Source organism: Mesorhizobium sp. M0698 (assembly GCF_040320455.1).
GTDB lineage: Bacteria > Pseudomonadota > Alphaproteobacteria > Rhizobiales > Rhizobiaceae > Mesorhizobium.
Window position 1 is genome coordinate 249,658 of record NZ_JAMYPQ010000006.1, and the last position, 20,352, is coordinate 270,009.

Annotated in this window: 18 protein-coding genes and 1 pseudogene; 14 read left to right on the forward strand and 5 right to left on the reverse strand. The window is 64.7% G+C overall.

Features of this window, described 5'->3' with window-relative positions; genetic code table 11:
- Positions 1-187: 187 nt before the first annotated feature.
- Positions 188-613 (reverse strand): OsmC family protein, encoded by a 426-nt coding sequence (locus NKI16_RS16160; protein WP_031212702.1) that lies wholly within the window; start codon positions 611-613, stop codon positions 188-190.
- Between the two features lie 223 nt (positions 614-836).
- Here NKI16_RS16160 and NKI16_RS16165 point away from each other — a divergent pair, with 223 nt between their 5' ends.
- The 3 genes and pseudogenes from NKI16_RS16165 to NKI16_RS16175 all read left to right on the forward strand — a co-directional run bounded on the left by NKI16_RS16165 (position 837) and on the right by NKI16_RS16175 (position 2,107).
- Positions 837-1,076 (forward strand): hypothetical protein, encoded by a 240-nt coding sequence (locus NKI16_RS16165; RefSeq protein WP_031212700.1) that lies wholly within the window; start codon positions 837-839, stop codon positions 1,074-1,076.
- Between the two features lie 2 nt (positions 1,077-1,078).
- Positions 1,079-1,436 (forward strand): annotated as a pseudogene (locus NKI16_RS16170) (YciI family protein).
- A 143-nt stretch (positions 1,437-1,579) separates the two neighbouring features.
- Positions 1,580-2,107 carry a hypothetical protein gene (locus tag NKI16_RS16175; protein WP_352578116.1) on the forward strand — a complete coding sequence of 176 codons (528 nt, stop codon included), beginning with the start codon at positions 1,580-1,582 and terminating at the stop codon, positions 2,105-2,107.
- Positions 2,108-2,138: 31 nt separating this feature from the next.
- Here NKI16_RS16175 and NKI16_RS16180 read toward each other — a convergent pair whose 3' ends face one another.
- Entirely contained in the window at positions 2,139-3,383 is a 1,245-nt protein-coding gene (locus NKI16_RS16180) for a ubiquinone biosynthesis hydroxylase (protein WP_352578117.1), read from the reverse strand.
- Between the two features lie 101 nt (positions 3,384-3,484).
- Between NKI16_RS16180 and tesB the strand changes: the two genes are divergently transcribed.
- The 6 genes from tesB (at position 3,485) to NKI16_RS16210 (ending at position 11,047) form a co-directional block, all read left to right on the forward strand.
- Positions 3,485-4,360, forward strand: coding sequence for an acyl-CoA thioesterase II (gene tesB / locus NKI16_RS16185; RefSeq protein WP_352578118.1), 876 nt, complete (start codon positions 3,485-3,487; stop codon positions 4,358-4,360).
- Positions 4,361-4,579: 219 nt separating this feature from the next.
- On the forward strand, positions 4,580-4,918 hold the full coding sequence (locus NKI16_RS16190; RefSeq protein WP_023679755.1) for a P-II family nitrogen regulator: 339 nt from the start codon (positions 4,580-4,582) through the stop codon (positions 4,916-4,918).
- Between the two features lie 49 nt (positions 4,919-4,967).
- Positions 4,968-6,290 carry an ammonium transporter gene (locus NKI16_RS16195; protein WP_031212694.1) on the forward strand — a complete coding sequence of 441 codons (1,323 nt, stop codon included), beginning with the start codon at positions 4,968-4,970 and terminating at the stop codon, positions 6,288-6,290.
- A 341-nt stretch (positions 6,291-6,631) separates the two neighbouring features.
- Positions 6,632-9,289: an FtsK/SpoIIIE family DNA translocase gene (locus NKI16_RS16200; RefSeq protein ID WP_352572240.1), complete on the forward strand. Its 2,658-nt coding sequence runs from the start codon at positions 6,632-6,634 to the stop codon at positions 9,287-9,289.
- Positions 9,290-9,423: 134 nt separating this feature from the next.
- Positions 9,424-10,107 (forward strand): outer membrane lipoprotein carrier protein LolA, encoded by a 684-nt coding sequence (locus NKI16_RS16205; RefSeq protein ID WP_031213172.1) that lies wholly within the window; start codon positions 9,424-9,426, stop codon positions 10,105-10,107.
- Positions 10,108-10,240: 133 nt separating this feature from the next.
- Positions 10,241-11,047: an exodeoxyribonuclease III gene (locus tag NKI16_RS16210; protein WP_352578119.1), complete on the forward strand. Its 807-nt coding sequence runs from the start codon at positions 10,241-10,243 to the stop codon at positions 11,045-11,047.
- A 20-nt stretch (positions 11,048-11,067) separates the two neighbouring features.
- Here the strand turns inward: NKI16_RS16210 and NKI16_RS16215 are convergent, their stop codons facing one another.
- From NKI16_RS16215 to NKI16_RS16225, 3 genes are read right to left on the reverse strand one after another with little or no spacing between them, the layout of a single operon-like run.
- On the reverse strand, positions 11,068-11,919 hold the full coding sequence (locus tag NKI16_RS16215; protein ID WP_352578120.1) for a TIGR01459 family HAD-type hydrolase: 852 nt from the start codon (positions 11,917-11,919) through the stop codon (positions 11,068-11,070).
- Positions 11,916-13,202 (reverse strand): FGGY-family carbohydrate kinase, encoded by a 1,287-nt coding sequence (locus NKI16_RS16220; protein ID WP_352578121.1) that lies wholly within the window; start codon positions 13,200-13,202, stop codon positions 11,916-11,918. Before NKI16_RS16220 ends, NKI16_RS16215 begins: the two co-directional genes overlap by 4 nt.
- 1 nt (position 13,203) lies before the next feature.
- Positions 13,204-14,247, reverse strand: coding sequence for a class II aldolase/adducin family protein (locus NKI16_RS16225; protein WP_352623510.1), 1,044 nt, complete (start codon positions 14,245-14,247; stop codon positions 13,204-13,206).
- Positions 14,248-14,475: 228 nt separating this feature from the next.
- Here NKI16_RS16225 and NKI16_RS16230 point away from each other — a divergent pair, with 228 nt between their 5' ends.
- From NKI16_RS16230 to NKI16_RS16250, 5 genes are all read left to right on the forward strand, one after another.
- Entirely contained in the window at positions 14,476-15,258 is a 783-nt protein-coding gene (locus NKI16_RS16230) for a DeoR/GlpR family DNA-binding transcription regulator (RefSeq protein ID WP_352623508.1), read from the forward strand.
- A complete protein-coding gene (locus tag NKI16_RS16235; protein WP_352623506.1) occupies positions 15,255-16,634 on the forward strand; it encodes an FGGY-family carbohydrate kinase in 1,380 nt (459 codons plus the stop codon). The genes NKI16_RS16230 and NKI16_RS16235 overlap by 4 nt, the downstream gene beginning before the upstream one ends.
- Entirely contained in the window at positions 16,631-18,175 is a 1,545-nt protein-coding gene (locus NKI16_RS16240; protein ID WP_023680484.1) for a sugar ABC transporter ATP-binding protein, read from the forward strand. The genes NKI16_RS16235 and NKI16_RS16240 overlap by 4 nt, the downstream gene beginning before the upstream one ends.
- Positions 18,176-18,195: 20 nt before the next feature.
- Positions 18,196-19,173: an ABC transporter permease subunit gene (locus NKI16_RS16245; RefSeq protein ID WP_502894527.1), complete on the forward strand. Its 978-nt coding sequence runs from the start codon at positions 18,196-18,198 to the stop codon at positions 19,171-19,173.
- 86 nt (positions 19,174-19,259) lie between these two features.
- The gene (locus NKI16_RS16250) at positions 19,260-20,198 is read left to right on the forward strand and encodes an ABC transporter substrate-binding protein (RefSeq protein ID WP_352456306.1); all 939 of its coding nucleotides are present in this window, start codon (positions 19,260-19,262) and stop codon (positions 20,196-20,198) included.
- Positions 20,199-20,352 lie beyond the last annotated feature (154 nt).

A 20,352-nucleotide genomic window follows, 5' to 3' on the forward strand; every position in this document is an offset into this window, starting at 1 on the left:
CCCCCCTCTGTCCTGCCGGACATCTCCCCCACGAGGGGGGAGATTGGCAGCTTCGCCGTCCCGCCTCTCATTCAGCGTTGGAGATTGGCGAAAGGCAGGATGACGGCCAATCTCCCCACTCGTGGGGGAGATGCCCGGCAGGGCAGAGGGGGGCGCGAAGGATCGCCCGCTTTCCGCAGACCAGCTCTCACCCGAGCCTAGCGTCGAGCGATACTTTGATGGCGCCGAGCGCTTTCGAGACCGGGCATTCGGCCTTGGCCTTCTCGGCCAATTCCTTGAACTTGGCGGCATCGATGCCCGGTACCTTGCCGACCAGGGTGATCGCGCTGCCGGTGATGCCGGTGCCGGGAACCAGCGTTACCACGGCCTTGGCGTCGAGTTCGGCGGCCGGAGTGCCGTTCTCGGCGAGAAAATGCGAAAGCTGCATGGCGTAGCAGCCGGCATGGGCGGCGGCGATCAGCTCTTCCGGGTTGGTGCCGGATTTGCCGCTCTCGTCCTCGAAACGCATCTTGGCGGAATAGGGCGTGCCCTTCAGCGTCCCGCTCTGTGTATCGAGCGTGCCTTTGCCTTCCTTGAAACTGCCTTTCCAAACGGCGTTGGCGGTGCGGTCCATCAATTCCTCCTTGATTGTCGTGATTGAGCCCGTGATCGGCATCCAGTCGACTATAGCGCGCGCCGGAGCGAAGGCCACCCACGCTTTCGTATCGGCGGCAGCGTGACACATCATGTCGAGCGAAAAAAAATTCGAAAAAAATACGCGTGCAAAAATGTCGACTTCCATCTGTCCCGGCCGTTCTGCGGGCGGCCATGGACTTGGTGGCCGGATGGAGGACCACATGAACAACCTGTTTTCTGCTCACTGCACAAGCACCGGCTACAGGGCCGGTGAACAACAAGCCGACTGGTCGCGCCTGCAGCCTTCCGGCTTCGGCCGATTGCTTGCGGCGATTGCCATTATCGGGATTGCGGTATCTCTTCTCGACTATGCTGCGGCCGGTCTCGATTCTGCGGCAGGCAAGGGCTCCGCGGAGATTTCCGTAGCCTCGTCTTCGGCTTCAAGCCAGGAATGGAGATAAAAATGAAGTATGTTTGCCTTGGTTTATGGTGAAGAAAAAGATCTCTACGCAATGACGCCCGAGAGGCTGGCCAAGCTCGACGCCGATTCGATGGCCCATGACCGGTCATTGGACCAACGCGGGATGCTGATCATCGCGCAGGCGCTGCAATCGGTGAAAACGTCGAAAACCGTTCGCAGGCGCAAGGGCAAGCGGCTGGTCACCGACGGCCCCTTCGCCGAAACCAAGGAGCAGTTGCTCGGTTTCGTCATGATCGAGGCCGAGAGCCTCGACGAGGCGCTGGAGATCGCGGGCGAGATTCCGCTGGCCGAAATCGGCACGATCGAGGTGCGGGCGATCTATAAGGTGCCCGGGTCATAGAGATGTCTCGATAAGTTCCTCCGCGGAGCGGCGGGGACCAACGACTGGCATGGGCTTTCGTTTTCTTCGTCGGACGCAACTTTTGCGTGTTGAAGCGAAGCAATACTTCTCCTATCGTCGCCGAGATCGGGGGATTTCGGGGCATGCATATATTGATTGCAGCAATCGGCCTGCTCGGAGCAGCGGGCTTCTGGTGGTACCGGCTGAAGATCATGAACGACGCGGCGCGTGAGGTTGCCGACGTCGTTGGCCGCGTGCAGGGCAATGTGCGCCGCAAGAAGCTGCGCAAGCAGGCGGCACTCTCGCCGCTGACGGCGATCGACGATCCGGTCGTGGCGGCCGCGACGCTGATCACCGCCATCGTTTCCGAGAACGGTCCTATCCTGCCGCAACGCGAAGCCGCCATTCAATCGGTCATTTCGGAGATTGCCGATAAAAAGCAGACCGATGAGGCGGTGATCTACGCCAAATGGGCGGCTTCGCAAATCGACGACGCCACGGTCGTCATCGACAAGCTGGCGCCGTTCCTGCGCGAACGCCTCGACGCGGCTGAAAGGAACGATCTGCTGCAGATGGTCGGCCGTGTGGCGGAGGCGGGTGGGCAAAGCCTGCAGATTTCCGACCAGCGAATGCTCAGGCTGCGCCAGAAGCTGGGCTTCGAGGTCAACTGACCGAACGGCCAGTGACGCGCACTTGCCAAGCCTAAATCGCCTCGCCCTTCAACAGTTTCGGCGTGTCGCCGGACAGACCCGACGCGTGGCGGATGAAGAACCCCTTCAGCCGCGGCATGCGTTCGACAAGGCCGAGGCCGATGTCGCGCAAAGTGCGCAGCGGGCCGAAATCGTTGGAAAACATCCGGTTCAGCACATCGGTGGTGATGCCCATCTGCACCGTGTCGAAACGCCGCCATTGCTGGTAGCGCTCGAGCACGTCGAGCGCGCCGATGTCCTGGCCGAGCCGGTCGCCCTCGACCACCACTTCGGCCAGCGCCGCCACGTCCTTGAAGCCGAGATTGAGACCCTGGCCGGCGATCGGGTGGATGCCGTGGGCGGCGTCGCCGGCCAAGGCGATGCGCGGCGCGACGAAGGCGCGCGCAATGGTCAGCCCGAGAGGCCAGGCGCGGGGCTTGTCGGCGATATGGATTTCGCCGAGTTTGAGGCCAAAGCGCTGCTCGAGCTCATATTCCAGGACCAGCGTGTCGCCACTGACCAGTTTCTCGGCATCCTGCGACCGTTCGACCCAGACGATCGATGAGCGGTTGGTGCCGTCCTTGCCCGGCTTGAGCGGCAGCGTGGCAAACGGGCCCGCGGGAAGGAAATGCTCTTCGGCGCGGCCGTTGTGCGGCCGCTCGTGCGCCACCGTGCAGACGATGCCGGACTGGCCATACTCCCATTTCACCGTCTTGATGCCGGCCATGTCGCGCAGCTTCGAATTGACGCCGTCGGCGGCAACCAGCAGCCGCGCCTTCAGCGTCGCGCCGTCGGCAAGATGCACCGTTATGCCGGCGCCGTTGATGTCGAAGGCGCTGACGGCGACGCCTTCGATGATGCCGATGCCGAGTTGTTCGGCGCGCCGGCGCAAGGCGCCGTTCAAATCCTTGTTGGCGACCATATGCGCAAAGGGTTCGCCGGGCGCGACCTCGCCGTCGAAGGTGAGGAACACCGGGCGGACCGGATCGGATGTGCGCGAATCGGTGACAATCATTTCGGTGATTGCCTGCGCCTCCGGCGCGATCTCGTTCCAGACGCCGAGCTGGTCGAGCATGCGGCACGCGGCGGCGGCAATCGCCGAGGCGCGGCCGTCCTTCTGCCAGACGCCGGCCGGCGCGGCATCGACGACGGCGACGGCGAGGCTCGGCCGCGCCTGCTTCAGCGACACGGCGGCGGCCAAGCCGATATAACCGGCGCCGGCGACCAGAACGTCGAGCGAATTCTTGCTGTCGACCATGGGCAATTCCTTTCGCAGCCTGACTGTCGCCGGGCATTCCGCCCTTGACTGCCCGCTGTTCCTGTCGGAAACCGCCATGGTAATTTTGCGGCGAGGTCAAGATGACGGCAGCCATGGACGAGCTTCTCGGCATTCTCGACCTCGAGCAGCTGGAACACAACCTATATCGTGGTCGCAGCCCCAAGCTCGATTGGCAGCGCATCTTCGGCGGCCAGACCATCGCCCAGGCGCTGGTCGCCGCGCAGCGAACGATCGAGCCCGAGCGCCACGTGCATTCGCTGCATGGCTATTTCATGCGGCCGGGCGACACCAAGGTGCCTATCATTTACGAGGTCGACCGCATCCGTGACGGCGGCTCCTTCACCACGCGCCGCGTCGTGGCGATCCAGCACGGCCAGGCGATCTTTTCGCTGGAAGCCTCGTTCCAGCAGGATGAGGTCGGCCTGGAACATCAGGTGCCGATGCCGCAGGACGTGCCGGCGCCCGACACGTTGCTGTCGCAGCGCGAATTGCTGGGTAAGTTCGGCGAAGCCGTGCCCGACGGCATCAAGCGCTATTGGGAGCGCGACCGGCCGATCGAGATGAAGCCGGTGATGCTGAAGCATTATACCAGCCGGGAAAAGCTCGAGCCGAAGCAGAACATCTGGATCCGCACCACCGGCCCGGTGCCGGCCGACCGCGCCACGCAGGCGGCCGTGCTCGCTTACCTCTCGGATATGACGCTGCTCGACACCTCGACCTTTGCCCATGGCCGCGCCATTTTCGATCGTGATATCCAGGCAGCCAGCCTCGACCACGCCATGTGGTTCCACCGCAGCCATCCGCTCGACGACTGGATGCTGTACACGCAAGACAGCCCGTCGACGCAAGGATCGCGTGGTTTTACCCGCGGCTCGCTGTTTGCCCGCGACGGCACCTTGATCGCCTCGGTTGCCCAAGAAGGACTCATCCGGCTGAAGCGGCCGCCTGCGGAGTAGGCATTTTTCGAAATTTGCCTATTTTTTAAGCATATGCACTGCCGCGCCTGTGAACAGGCAGCTGCCAGACCTTCTCGATTTCGTTGTTTAACAACAGCTTAACACCCTGCTTCGGCAATTGGCACGGAGCTTGAATCCTAGCGGGCACTCTCCGGCTCTCATGGGGATCGGCGAAGTCGTGCAAACGCGGGGACCCGCAACAGCAAAGGGTGAAACCTTATGAAGATCGTGATGGCAATCATAAAGCCGTTCAAGCTCGACGAGGTGCGCGAGGCGCTCACCGCAGTCGGCATCCAGGGCCTGACCGTCACCGAAGTAAAAGGCTACGGACGTCAGAAGGGGCACACGGAAATCTATCGCGGAGCGGAATACGCGGTCAGCTTCCTGCCGAAGATCAAGATCGAAGTCGCGGTCGCTGTCGACATGGTCGACAAGGCCGTCGAAGCCATCACCGCGGCGGCCAAGACCGGCCAGATCGGCGACGGCAAGATCTTCGTTTTCGGCATCGACCAGGCGGTGCGCATTCGCACCGGCGAAACAGACACCGACGCGCTTTGAGCTGCGGATACGTATTCCAATGGAGAGTTCAATGAATATTCCTTCCACCTTGAAGATAACGGGACGCGCGGCCGTTTTAGGTTCGCTCGCTCTCGCTGCGCTGGGCACGGTTGCTGCGTTCGCGCAGGAAGCGGCACCGGCGGCACCGGCTGCCCCTGCGCCCGCGCTCGACACCGGCAACACAGCCTGGATGCTGACCTCGACGGCGCTGGTGCTGATGATGACCATACCGGGCCTGGCGCTGTTTTATGGCGGCATGGTGCGCAAAAAGAACGTGCTCGCCACCATCATGCAGAGCTTTGCCATCACCTGCCTGGTGACGGTGCTGTGGTTCATGTTCGGCTACTCGCTGGCCTTCTCGGATGGCGGCGGCATGAATGCCTATCTCGGCGGCTTCTCGAAGTTCTTCCACAACGGCATCACCACCTCCTCGCTGTGGCTGCCGGGCGTGGCGAACATTCCTGAGTTCGTCTTCTCGATGTTCCAGATGACCTTCGCCATCATCACGCCGGCGCTGATTGCCGGCGCCTTCGCCGAACGCATGAAGTTCTCGGCGCTGCTCATCTTCATGGGCGCGTGGCTGCTGGTGGTCTACGCCCCGATCGCGCACTGGGTGTGGGGCGGCGGCTTCCTCGGCACAGCCGGCGTTCTCGATTTCGCCGGCGGCACGGTCGTTCACATCAATGCCGGTGTTGCCGGCCTGGTCTGCGCGCTGGTTCTCGGCAAACGTGAAGGCTACGGCACCACCAACATGGCGCCGCACAACCTCGTCTACTCCGTCATCGGCGCTTCGCTGCTGTGGGTCGGCTGGTTCGGCTTCAACGCCGGCTCGGAACTGGCCGCCGACGGCCTTGCCGGTGCCGCGATGCTGAACACCCAGGTTGCCGCTGCTGCTGCGGCGCTCGCCTGGATGTTCGCCGAATGGATCGTCGCCAAGAAGCCGAGCGTTCTCGGCATCATCTCGGGCGCCGTCGCTGGCCTGGTCGCGGTGACGCCGGCTTCCGGCTTCGTCAATCCGACCGGCGCCTTCATCGTCGGCATCGTCGCCGGCGTGCTCTGCTACGTCTCGGCCGTCAAGCTCAAGCACGCGTTCGGCTATGACGACTCGCTCGATGCATTCGGCGTGCACGGCATCGGCGGCATCATCGGTGCATTGCTGACCGGCGTGCTCGCCGATCCGGCGATCAACAGCCTCGGCTCGGGCGCCTCTGTCGGCAAGCAGCTCTACGGTATCGTCTTCACCATCCTGTGGACGGCGATCGCGAGCTTCGTGATCCTCTACATCGTCAAGGCGCTGGTCGGCCTGCGTCCTTCCACCCCGGAAGAGGTCGAAGGCCTCGACATCAGCCAGCACGGCGAAGTGGTGCCGTAAAGGTATTGGCTGGTACCGGCGTTTTGCCGGTGCCGGGAAGATCCCGTCGTGATGCTCCCGAAAGGGCTCACGCCTTGAGGCCCGGAAGATTTCCGGGCCTCTTTTTTGCGCGCGGATGGCCGTGATGGCTCGATCACGGTCGCTTGATCAAGGTGCTCGATCCGCCGGCGGCGTGAAACAGCGGCCGCAGCGGCTCCGAACTGTGGTGGCGGTCGCCCGTTCCGGTGACGCGGAATGCCCATGGTTAATGCGCCCTTAACCTTCCCGCCGCTAGTCTGACAGCCGAATCTGCCGTGTTGCGCGTCCGCGCCCGGCCGGGGCAACGACAGACGAGGAAAAGCATGCGTTCAGGGGCTTCAGCACCGCTTGCGCTGGCCGATACGGAGCACGGCATCCGGTCGTTCGCGAGGCGCCAGGTCGGGCGCCTGGTCGGTGCCGGGCTGTTTGCTCTGGTTGGCTTCGGCGTCGCCGCCCTTGCCACCTGGAACGTCGCCGATCCGAGCTTTTCGCACGCCACCGATAATATCGTCACCAATGCAATGGGTTATGCCGGCGCCGTCTTTTCCGACATTGCCATGCAGTTCTTCGGACTTGCCGCCGTTGCGGCGCTGGTGCCGGCGGTGATCTGGGGATTTCTGCTGTTTACCGCGCGCGGCGTCGACCGGCTGCCGAAACGGGCGCTGGCCTGGTTCGGGTTTTCGCTGCTTGGCGCGGCAATTGCCGGCTGCGTGGTGCCGCCCAAGACCTGGCCGCTGCCGACCGGCCTCGGCGGCGTCTTCGGCGACATGGTGCTCAATATCCCGGGCCTGGTCATCGGCGGCTATCCGACCGGCCTCGTCGCCAGCGTGCTCGCCGTGCTCCTGGCAGCGCCGGCGCTGTGGGTATTCTTGTATGGCTCGGCGCTGATTTCGCGCAAGAACGGCTTTGCGGTCCTCGAACAGCCTGCAGTGCCCGATCCGCAGGACGACCTGCTTTTCGACAATGAAGAGGACGAGGGCGACGAAGGTATATTGGCGCTTGGCGCCATCACCCACTGGTGGCTGTCGCTGCGGGCCTATCTGCGCCGCCGCGCCGCGCGCCGGCGCGAGCGCGACGATTTCGAGCCGGAGATGGAACCGCGCCCCAGCGCCTGGCGGCGGGCGGCCGAACGGGTCGAATCGGCCGAGTTCGCCGAGGCGCGGATGAGCCCGGGCGGGCGCGCCCGCGTCGAGCCGGAATTCTTCGCCGCCATGGTCAACGACCGCAGTGCCTCGATCGACCCTGACGATGCCGACGTCTTCGATAGCGACGACAATGACGACGACATGGATTTCGCGCCCGAGCCGGCCGGCCAGCGCCGCGCGGCGCCGACGGCGAAGGTGCAGAACTTCCGTTCCGACGCGGCGACACGCGTCGAGGCGCCGGCGCCGCGGCCGGCCCCCGGCGCCCGCGTCCAGCGCGAGGCGCAGACTTCGCTGATCGGCTCGGAAAAATTCGAGATGCCGTCGCTGCACTTCCTGTCGGAACCAAAGAACGTGGTGCGCGACGCCAGCCTGTCCAAGGACGCGCTGGAGCAGAACGCCCGCCTGCTCGAGGGCGTGCTGGAGGATTTCGGCGTCAAGGGCGAAATCATCCATGTGCGTCCGGGTCCGGTCGTCACGCTCTACGAGCTGGAACCGGCGCCCGGCATCAAATCGTCGCGGGTCATCGGCCTGTCCGACGACATCGCCCGCTCGATGAGCGCCATCGCCTGCCGTGTCGCCGTGGTGCCCGGCCGCAACGCGATCGGCATCGAATTGCCGAACGCCAGGCGCGAGACGGTCTATTTGCGCGAGATCATGGCCAGCCGCGATTTCGAAACCACCAAGGCCAAGCTGGCGCTGGCGCTGGGCAAGACCATCAATGGCGAGGCGGTGATCGTCGACATCGCCAAAATGCCGCACGTGCTGGTCGCCGGCACCACCGGCTCGGGCAAGTCCGTCGCCATCAACACCATGATCCTGTCGCTGCTCTATCGGCTGACGCCGCAGGACTGCCGGCTGATCATGATCGATCCAAAGATGCTGGAGCTCTCGGTCTATGACGGCATTCCGCATCTTCTGACGCCGGTCGTCACCGATCCGAAGAAGGCGGTGGTGGCGCTGAAATGGACCGTGCGGGAGATGGAGGACCGCTACCGCAAGATGTCCAAGGTCGGCGTCCGCAACATCGACGGCTTCAACGCGCGCGTGCAGCAGGCCGAGAAAAAGGGCGAAAGGATCTCGCGCACCGTGCAGACCGGCTTCGACCGCCAAACCGGCGAGGCGATCTACGAGACGGAGAACCTCGACCTCGAGCCGATGCCCTACATCGTCGTCATCATCGACGAGATGGCCGATTTGATGATGGTCGCCGGCAAGGACATCGAAGGCGCGGTGCAGCGCCTGGCGCAGATGGCGCGCGCCGCCGGCATCCATGTCATCATGGCGACGCAGCGGCCGTCGGTCGACGTCATCACCGGCACCATCAAGGCGAATTTCCCGACCCGCATCTCCTTCCAGGTGACATCGAAGATCGACAGCCGCACCATCCTGGGCGAGCAGGGCGCCGAACAGCTGCTCGGCATGGGCGACATGCTCTACATGGCCGGCGGCGGCCGCATCCAGCGCGTGCACGGTCCCTTCGTCTCCGACGACGAGGTGGAGAAAATTGTCGCGCATCTGAAGCTGCAGGGCGTGCCGGAATATCTCGACGCCATCACCGAGGACGACGACAAGGATGACGATGAGCCGACGGGCAAAGGCAGTGGCGGCGGCGACGGCGGTAATTTCGAGGATTCCGACGATCCCTACGACCAGGCGGTCGCGGTGGTGCTGCGCGACGGCAAGGCCTCGACCAGCTACATCCAGCGCCGGCTCGGCATCGGCTACAACCGCGCCGCCTCGATCATCGAGAAGATGGAGAAGGAAGGCATTGTCGGCCCGGCCAACCATGCCGGAAAACGCGAAATCCTGGTGCCGACGGAGGACGACAAGTTCTAGAGCGCGTCCGCGCCGGCAACTTTGAACCTTTTGGCGCGTTGCAGCGGACGGGCGCCGTGCGGCCCGCCAAACTTAAGCCCAACTGGGGGGCCAGACCAATATAACGAGCAAGCAATCAGATGATGGTGACCGGCATGAAAAACGCAACTCTCGCCCCAAGCAGGGATTTCGCCCCAACCCGCCGGCAGGTGCTCGGCCTCGGCCTGGTCCTGGCCGGTGCGGCGGCCGCCAACCTCGTGCCCGGCTTCCAGTTGCTGGCGTCGGCGCAAGCAGCGGTTCCGGCGACGGCGCAGAAGATCGCCGATCATTTCTCCTCGGTCAAATCGATGAGCGGCGAGTTCGTGCAGTTCGGACCCAAGGGCGAGCAGACCGGCGGCAAGTTCTTTCTGGAACGGCCGGGCAAGATCCGCTTCAATTACGACGGCGCCTCGAATTTCAGGGTGATTTCCGACGGCAAGTCGGTGGTCATCCTCAACAAGAAGCTGCGGACCTCCGACCTCTATCCGCTGTCGAAGACGCCGCTGAAGCTGCTGCTCGACGACAAGATCGATCTGTCGGGCGGGCGCGTCAGAAGCGTCAAGGAAGAGGACGACCTCACCACCATCCAGCTTGCCGACAAATCGGTGTTCGGCAATTCGAAGATCACCATGATGTTCGATCCGAAATCTTATGAATTGCGGCAGTGGACCATCACCGATGCGCAAGGCAAGGACACGACGGTGATGATCTTCAACACCAAGGAGGGCGTCAGCTTCGCCCCCGACACCTTCGCCATCGACTATACGGCGAACCGCGAGCTGAACACCAAGACGCGGTAACTTTCTACTGCTGCGGGATGGCTTTTCCGCGTTAGTGCGGGCGGCTTGTTTTTGCGGTGCGCGGCTGGCAGTAGTTTCCGCGATTGACTTCCGTCGGACCCATCCGGCGGATCTCGCGTTATCCGGAACCCACATGCCGTTTTCCGTTGCTACCTGGAACATCAACTCCGTCCGGCTGCGTATGCCGATCGTCGAACGCCTGCTGGTCGAGCAGGCGCCGGACGTGCTCTGCCTGCAGGAAACCAAGGTTCCGGACGAATTGTTTCCGGAGAAAGCGTTTCGCAAGCTCGGCTACGAGCACATCGCCTTCCATGGCCAGAAGGGCTATCACGGCGTTGCCACCATAGCGCGCCGGCCGATCGAGGTGGTCGAAAAGCGCCGCTTCTGCGAGATCGACGACAGCCGGCATCTGTCGGTCACCGTCAACGCCGGCGGCAAAACGATCCTGCTGCACAATTTCTACGTACCGGCCGGCGGCGACGAGCCCGACCCGGCCGTCAACCGCAAGTTCAAGCACAAGCTCGATTTCGTTGCCGAGATGAACGCCGTCCGCGCCGAGCATGACGAGCACTCCGGCTCGATCCTGGTCGGCGACCTCAACATCGCGCCGCTCGAGCACGATGTCTGGTCGCACAAGCAGCTCCTCAATGTCGTCAGCCATACGCCGGTCGAGACGGAAAACTTCGAGGCAATGCGGGTCGCCGGCGACTGGATCGACCTGATGCGGCTCAATGTGCCCTACGAGGAGAAACTCTACACCTGGTGGAGCTATCGCGCCCAGGATTGGCAGGCCTCAAATCGCGGCCGCCGCCTCGACCATGTCTGGTCGTCGCCAAACCTGGTGCCGCATTTTGCCGGCTATGAAATCCTGCGGCCGGCGCGCGGCTGGGAACGGCCCTCGGACCATGTGCCGGTGATCGGGCGTTTCAACCTGGATTAGCTTTGTCTCGCCTTAACAACTCAGCGAAACCTGAAGCTATCCGCGATGTAGTCGGGACGGGCGTTCAGCGTGGCGAAAATGTCCTCCAGGTCAGGCGCCCCCGCCAATATGCCCGACAGGACCAGTGTCGTCGCGACGCCGACGCCGTTGCCGCCGGCGATGTCGTGCTCGACGCTGTCGCCGACGCAGACCACGCTGTCGCGCTCCGGGTGGCCGGCCAGTGCCAGCGCTGCCTCGAATATCTGCGGATTGGGCTTGCCAATGCGCACCACGCTGCCGCCGAGGCTCTCATAGAGATCGGCGAGCCGGCCGGCGCCGAAGCGAGGGCCGACGGCAGTCAGCATGATCTTGTCGGGATTGGTGCAGAAGCATGGCACCCGCCGCGCCGCCGCCGGACCAAGAAGCCGGCGATAATGGTCGAGGTCGTAGCGATCGCCCTCGCTGGCGGAAATCAGCACCAGTTCGGCATCGTCGCCGTCCTTGGCCAGGACGAAGGGCAGGCCGTCGACAGCCGAACGGTCATTGTCGCGGCGGATCAGCAGGCATTTTGTCTGCGGGCGCAGGGCTCCGGATGCTGCCATTTGGTGGAAGGAGCGCCACGCTACCTCGCCGGAGGAGACAAAGTGATCCCAGCTTCCCGGTTCGAAGCCGAGCTTCAGCAGGCGGCGTTCATTGGGTTGCGCCCGCTTGCCGGAATTCGAGATCAGTACGACGGTCTTGCCGGCGCGCTTGAGTGCCGACAACGCTTCGACAGCACCTGGATAGGCGCTGGTGCCGTCGTGCAGCACACCAAATTGGTCGAGCAGGAACACCTGATAGCGGTCGGTCAGCGCGGCGATGCCGTCGAGGTGTTGAATTGCCTTGGCCGTCATAAAAGCCCCGCTGCGCTTGCGCCCATCAGCGCCAGCCGCGCCGTGCCGGCAGCGGCCTCCTCCGAAAGAGCCGGCACCAGAGCGACGCCAAGCTTGCGCTGCCGGATCGCTGTCCAGGCCGGATTGGCCGCACCGCCGCCGACGCTCCTGACCGATGTCAGCCGGGGGGCGCCGAGTTCGGCAAGCCGGCGATAGCCGAGCGCTTCGATCGCCGCAATACCCTCGAACATCGCTTTCAGATAGTCGGCGTCGTCGGCGGGCCGCGGCTCGAGGCGCGGCGGCAGCGCCGGATCGGCTATGGGGAAGCGTTCGCCCGGCGCCGGCAGCGGGTAATAATCGAGGCCGGTCTTCGTCGCCGGGTCGATTTTTTTGCTGAGTTCGACAATGCGGGCGACGGGGAAATGCTGGGCCAGCACCTTGCCGCCGGAGTTCGAGGCGCCGCCCGCCAGGTAGGTGTCACCCAGCCGATGGCTGTAGATGCCGAATTGCGGCGCCGAGATCGGCCGGTCGCAGAGGATCTTGATGGTCAGCGACGAGCCGAGCGCGGTAACGCCGTCGCCCGCGGCACTCGCGCCGGTCGCCAGGAATGAGGCGCAGCCATCCGTCGTGCCGGCAACGATAACCACGTCGCGCGGCAGGCCGAACATTTTCGCAGCGCTGGCGGTGAGCGTGTCCGTGACATCGCCCGGCCGCACGATGCGGGGCAGGAATTCCATGCGCACGCCGGTCGCCGCGATCCAGTCCGGCCAGCGCCGGGCCTCGACGTCGTAGCCGGTCTTCAGGGCGTTGTTCTCGTCGCTGACATCGAAGCGGCCGGAAAACTGTCCGGCGATCCAGTCTGCCTGGTGCAGCACAGTGGCGACGCCGGGCAGGTGCTGGAAAGACAGCGCCTTGGCGAGACCGGAGGTCGCCCCAAGTGCAGCGCTCGTTGCCGGTGCCGCGCCGGCTATTGCTGTCAGAATAGTGTCGTCAGCGACCTTGTCGTTGTACATCAGCGGTTCGGCCAGCGGCCGCCCGGCGCCGTCGACCGGCAGCAGCGTGCCCGACGTACCGTCGACGGCGATCGAGCGCACTGCCGCGCGATCGATACATTTGAGCAGTTCCGCCAACGCCGCGCCGACCGCCTCCCACCATATGGCGGGGTCGCGGCCGTTCGGCCCAAATCGCTCGAGGGCAATAGCGGAATGCGCGGCAATGGAAAAATCCGGACGCATGGCGACGGCGCGCGCGCCGGATGTGCCGATGTCGATGCCGATGGCAAGCGGGCCAGACGAACGCGGCATGTCAGCTGCCTCCGGCATTGAGTTTCTGGCGATATTTTTCGGCGTCCCAGTTGATCAGCTCGTCATTCTCCGCCGCTGTCAGATAATTCAGCTTCGCCGCGACATCGATCCGCGCTGTCACGTCGGAAAGGCAGCGCTGCATGGCGTCGGCACCGGCGCCGGCGTCGCCGCGCATCAACACGCCGAGTCCAGGAAACAGGATCGCCGCGGGTGCGGCGCCGCAGCGCTCGATGACGCGCTTCACACCCTCGTCCGGTCTCGCCACGACCGAGCCTTCGCCGAGAAAGATGACGTGGTCGGGGTAGAGGCTGCCACCCGAAGCCATGCGGCAGCTTTCGGCGTCGATCGCCACCGCATGCGCCTCAACGTCCGCCGGCAATCTGTAGTCGCTGTCGCCGGCGCGCGCCGTCAATGCCGCGATGTCCGGTTCCGCCACCTGGCGCGGCGGCCGCGCCAACAGTCGTGTCACGCGCCGCAGCAGCATGTCGGCCGCGGCGACGGTCTCGGCTGCAACGACCAGGCCGTGATTGCCGAGGATCAGGATATCCACGCCTGGCCGAAGGCGCTCGGCGATACCCTGCGCGAGCGGCAGTCCCGGCCGGCGATAGGGAACATACGCCCATTGATGGCCGTCGAGCCGCCTGGCGGCCTCGGCCTCGCAGTCGGCCTGCACGGCCAGCGAAATGGTCTCGACGCAGTGAACATGCAGAACGATGCGCTGCGGCATCAGCGCATGCACGGTGGTCTCGATCGACGGGCGCAAGCCGCGCGCGTTGAGGGCGTCGACAGTGAAGGCCTGCGGCTGTTCGGCGGCCGGGTCGCGCCGTTCGATGGCGTCGAGCAATGGCGGGATGCCGACCGGCACCATGATGTCCGCGATGAGCGCGTCCTTCAGCCAGGTGCCGGAGGCCTTGATCCAGAGCGTGTCGCCGGCTTTCAGCGAGGTGTTGCCGCCGGCGGCCTGGGTCAGATGCGGGTCGCTGCCGATGGCGGCCGAAAGCGACCGCAGCGCTGCCAGTTCCTGCGCATCCGCACTGATCGTCATCGAAATTCCTCCACAAACCGGCCGCGTGGCCACGGCTTTGGACGTCCCGGTGCCGGGACGAAGACCGACGCTGGTATCGCAGATGCGAGTAAGTTACGTCAACAGTGATGTTATCGCGTCAGATCAGGCTTGCAATCCGAGGCGTGTTGAGTAAGTTGCACCAATTGCCGTGCAAGATGGCAATGCCGTGCAAAATGCTTGGGAGGCAAGTGCATTGGGAGGTAAGGGTTGAGCGACTCCGGCCGCCAGCGCCAGATTGTCGAGCTTTTGCGGGACCGGCCTTTCGCATCGGTGCGCGAGCTGCAGGAACGGCTTGGCGTGTCGGCGGCGACAGTGCGGCGCGACATCGACAAGATCGACGAAGCCGGCGAAGCGCGCAAGGTCTATGGCGGCATCTCGGCGCTCGATGGCGCTTCGCAAGCCGGCGTCGCCTATGCCAGGCCCTATGACGAGAACCGCGACCTCGCCGTCGAGGCCAAGCGGCAGATCGCCGCTCTCGCCGCCACCATGGTGCGCGACGGCGACGCGGTCATCGTGCATGGCGGTTCGACCTGCTTCCATCTCGGCGTCAAGCTCGCCGACCGCAACATCCGGCTCTACACCAACTCGATGCCGCTCGCGGCCTATCTCAGCGACCACGGCCATTGCAGCCTCACCGTCGCCGGCGGCGAACTGCACCGCGAGCCGGGCATCATCCATTCGCTGACGCAGACGGTGCCGTTCTACGCCTCGAAGTTCTTTCTCGGCGCGCAAGGCATCGGCCAGGAAGGCCTTCTGGAATCGCACCCGCTGCTGGTCCGCTCGATCGTCGAGCTCAGCCTCTGCGCCGACCAGATCGTCGTGCTGGCCGACAGCCGAAAACTGTCGATCCACGCGCGCAATGTGGCACTGCCGCTGTCGCGGATCGGCACGCTGGTCACCGATGACGGCCTGTCCGAGACAGATGCCCGCATGCTCGAAGATGCCGGCGTCATGGTGCGGATCGCGGCTTGCTCGGGAGGCGCCCAGTGAACATCGCCGTCCTCGATTTCGGCAAGACCAATTCGAAGCTGTTCGTCTTCGGCCAGGACGGACAGATCCTCGACGAGCGCCGCACCCAGCCGAGCTGGATCCGCAAAGGCGGCTTCAGCGTGCTCGACGAGCCAGCGCTGCACGACTGGGCGGCTCGCGCCATCGATGATGCAGTCGACACGCATGGTGTGGAAGGGCTGATGGTATCCGGCCATGGCTGCACCTTCGCGTTGGTCGACGAAGCCGCGCTGACGCATCCAATCCTCGATTACGAGCAGGAACCGCCAGCTGAAATCGCCGCGCAGATCGACCGCCGCATTCCGGATTTTGCCGAGACCTTTTCGCCGCGCCTGCCGCTTGGCTTCAACTACGGCCGCCACATGTTGTGGCTGAAGGAGGTGGAGCCCGGTGCCTTCGCCGCAGCGAAATCGATCCTCGGCTACCCCCAATATTGGAGCTGGCGGTTTGGCGGCCGGCCGGTATCGGAAGTGTCGTATCTTGGCTGCCACTCGCATTTATGGGCGCCGCGCAAACGCGATTTCAGCTCGCTGGTCGATGCCGAGGGCTGGCGCGGCCAGATGCCCGCCTTCGAGCGTGCCGGCGCGGTGATCGGCGAGCAGCGCTTCGGCCAGGCCGCGAAGCCAGTCGCCATCCATAATGGCGTCCACGACAGCAATGCCGCGCTCCATGCCTACCGCCGGCAGCAGCTCGGGCCGGTGACCGTGGTCTCGACCGGCACCTGGGTGGTCGTGCTCAATCCGGACTGCCCGCTCGACGCACTCGACGGCGATCGCGACATGCTGGTCAATGTCGATGTCGATGGCGGCCCGGTGCCAACCGTCCGCTTCATGGGCGGGCGCGAATTCGCCACGATCAGCGCCGGCTGGCAGGGCGCAATCGCGCCGTCATCGATACAACGGGTGATCGACGCCGGCATTATGGCGCTGCCGAGCTTCGCGCCCGGCGGCCCGATGCCGCACCGTCGCGGCGAACTGGTCGGGCGTACGCCCAATGCCGAGGAACGCGCGGCCATGGCGCTGCTCTATGTCGCGCTGATGCTCGATCTGTGCCTCGAGCTGATCCATTCGGACAACACAGTGATCGTCGACGGCGGCCTGAACAATGGCGGGCTGCTTGCCGCGTTGCTGGCGCAGTTGCGGCCCGGGCAGGCTTTCCTGCAGGGCGCAACGCTGGAGGGCAGCGCCACCGGTGCTGCCGCACTTGCCTTCGAAAGCGTCGGACGCGAGTTTGCCACCGAAGCGCCGGAGGCGGTGCATGCGGCAAGTTTCAGCGGCCTTGCCGGCTATCGCAACGACTGGCGCGGCCTTGCCGCCGACCGGGCTGTGGCCAGCGCAGCTGCAGGAGGTGCGCGATGAGCGCCGCCGCCCGGATCGAGACGGTGCGCCAGCCGGTGCTGGAGATGCGCCACATCTCCAAGACGTTCGGTGCGATCCGCGCCTTGCACGATGTGTCGCTGACCGTTCACGCCGGCGAGCTGCACGCGCTGATGGGCGAAAACGGTGCCGGCAAGTCGACGCTGATGAAGGTGCTGTCCGGCGCCTACCGGCCGGACCCCGGCGGCGAAATCCTGATCGACGGCGTGCCGGCCGCGACTGGCGACCCGATCAAGGCGCGCGCCGCCGGCATTGCGGTCATCTATCAGGAGCTGTCGCTGGCGCCTAATCTGTCGGTAGCGCAGAACATTTTTCTCGGCAACGAGCCGCGACGGTTCGGCGTTGTCGACCGCGAGCAGTGCAATCGGCGCGCCAGCGAGATCATCGCGCGGCTCGGCGTGACCTTCTCGGCGCGCACTCCGGTCGCAAGCCTGTCGCTCGGCGAGCGACAGCTGGTGGAAATCGCCCGCGCGCTGTCGACCAATGCGCGCATCATCGTCATGGACGAGCCGACCACGTCGCTGACCTCGCGTGAGACCGACCGGCTGTTCGAGGTGATCGCGACGCTGAAGTCGCAAGGCATCGCCATCATCTACATCAGCCACCGCATGGAAGAGGTCTACCAGCTCGCCGACCGCGTCAGCGTGCTACGCGACAGCGGCTATGTCGGCACGCTCGACCGCGCCGACCTGAACGCCTCGCGCCTGGTATCGATGATGGTCGGGCGCGATCTGTCGACGTTCTACAAGAAGGATCACCGTCCGCCGGACAGCAAGCGCGCCATCGCGCTGTCGGTGCGCGGCATGTCGGACGGCAATCTCATAAAGAATTGTTCCTTCGACCTCCACAAGGGCGAGGTGCTGGCACTGGCCGGCCTGGTCGGCTCGGGCCGCACCGAACTGGCACGGCTGATCTTCGGCGCCGACAGGCACACATCAGGCACGCTGGAGCTCGGCGGCAAACCGATATCCATCGGTTCGCCGAGCGAGGCGCTCGATGCCGGCATCGCCTACCTGACCGAGGACCGCAAGCAACTTGGCCTGTTTCTCGACATGTCGATCTCCGACAATATCAGCATGGGCGTGCTGGCAAAGGACGCGAAGGCCGGCGGTTTGCGCGACTTCACGGCTGCCGAAAAGCGCGCCGCCAAGGCGGTGTCAGACCTCTCCATCCGCACCAGCTCGGTGCAGGCCAATGCCGGCTCGCTGTCGGGCGGCAACCAGCAGAAGGTGCTGCTCGCCCGCCTGCTGGAAACCGAGCCGCAGGTCGTCATCCTCGATGAGCCGACCCGCGGCGTCGATGTCGGGGCGAAGTCGGAAATCTATCGGCTGATCGACAACCTGGCCAAGAAAGGCATCGCCATCCTGATGATCTCCAGCGAACTGCCGGAGGTGATCGGCATCGCCGACCGCGTGCTGGTGATGCGCGACGGCACCATTGCCGGCGAGGTGACGGCGTCGGAGGGCGAGCCGCTGCGGCAGGAAGCGATCATGGAACTTGCAACGGGAGCGGCTCAGCGATGACCGACAAGGTGGCCGACACGATGAAAGCGGACGACCGGGCGGTCGGCAGGAGCACGAGGTGGCGTACCGCCATCGCCGCACTCGGCATGCTGCCGATCCTGATCCTGCTGGCGGTCGGCTTCCAGTTCATCAATCCGCGCTTTTTCACCCAGACCAATCTGCTGATCGTCATGCAGCAATCGTCGATCAACATCGTGCTGGCCGCCGGCATGACCTTCGTCATCCTGACCGGCGGCATCGACCTGTCCGTCGGCTCGATCCTTGCCGCCTCGGCGATGGTGGCGGTGATGGTGTCGCTGGTGCCCGATTGGGGACTGCTGGGCGTGCCCGCGGCCATTCTCGTCGGGCTCGGTTTCGGCGTCATCAACGGGCTGCTGATCGCCTATATCAAGCTGCCGCCCTTCATCGTCACGCTGGGATCGCTGACCGCCGTGCGCGGCGTCGCCCGCCTGCTCGGCCAGGACACGACGGTGTTCAACGCGGACCTGCCGTTCGACTTCATCGGCAACGGTTCGCTGTTCGGCATTCCGTGGCTGGTAATCATCGCGCTGGCGGTCGTCGTCCTGTCCTGGCTGGTGCTCAAGCGCACCGTGCTCGGCACCTGGATCTACGCCGTCGGCGGCAACGCCGAGGCCGCCAGGCTGACCGGCATCAAGGTGCCGCTGGTGCTGCTCTTCGTCTACGGCGTTTCCGGCCTTCTGGCCGGCCTTGGCGGCGCCATGTCGGCGGCCCGGCTCTATGCCGCCAACGGGCTTCAGCTCGGCCAGTCCTACGAACTCGACGCCATTGCCGCAGTCATCCTCGGCGGCACCAGTTTCGTCGGCGGTGTCGGCTCGATCTGGGGCACGCTGATCGGCGGCCTGATCATCGCCGTGCTGTCCAACGGGCTCATCCTCGCCGGTGTTTCGGACATCTGGCAGTACATCATCAAGGGATTGGTCATCATCGTGGCGGTCGCCCTCGACCGTTACCGGCTCCAGGCAGGAGCAAGAACGTGATGGCCCTTAGTCGCCGGCATCCAACGAGCCGGTTTCATGTGTAACGCACCGTGAGAGGCGCGGGGCATCAGGAGGAAAATAAAACAATGAAGACCATCGCTAAACTGCTCTGCGGCGTCGCCCTTGCGGCCGCCGTCATCGCGCCGGCATCGGCAAAGGATCTGAACAAGGTCGGCATCTCGGTCGGACTGCTCGGCAACCCGTTCTTCGTCGCCACCATCAAGGGCATCGAGGACGCGGCCAAGAAGATCAACCCGAATGTGCAGGTGACCTCGGTATCGGCCGACTACGATCTCAACAAGCAGGTATCGCAGGTCGATTCCTTCATCGCTGCCGGTGTCGACGTCATCATGCTCAACGCAGTCGATGCCAAGGCGATCGCGCCGGCGGTGAAGAAGGCGCAGGCGGCCGGCATCGTCGTTGCCGCTTTCGACGTTTCGGCGCCGGGCGCCGACGTCACCGTGATGACCAACAACGTCAAGGCCGGCGAAGAGGCGTGCCAGTATCTGGTCGATCATACCGGCGGCAAGGGCGACTATGTCATCCTCAATGGCCCGGCCTCGTCGTCGATCCTGGAGCGGGTCAAGGGCTGCAAGGACGTGCTGGCAAAGCACCCCGACATCAAGATCCTTTCCGACGACCAGAACGCCGAAGGCTCGCGTGACGGCGGCCTGAAAGTGTTCCAGTCGCTGCTGACGCGTTTCGACAAGATCGATGCGGTCTTCGCCATCAACGATCCGACGGCGATCGGCGCCCAGCTTGCGGCCAAGCAGCTCAACCGCTCGGAGTTCATCTTCACCGCGGTCGACGGTGCACCCGATATCGAGAAGGAACTCGCCTCCGGCACGTCGATGATCAAGGCGTCGGCCTCGCAGGATCCCTATGTGATGGCCGGCCAGTCGCTGACGATGGCGGCTGACCTGCTTGCCGGCAAGAAGCAGGCCGAGCCGACGGTGCTGCTCGACCCGAAGCTGATCACGGCCGACAATTTGAAGGATTACAAGGGCTGGACCGCGGCTCGCTAAGCCTCCCAAGCCTGGTGGGGGGGGGGGGGGCCGGCGCGCCCGGGTTTTTGGGGGCGCGGCGTTGGGAAAAGCCCGAGGGCGGGGGGGGGGGGCGCGAGGGCGGGCGGGGTTTTTAAAAAATGAGCCCGGCCCGCCCGCCAAACGAGAGTAGTGG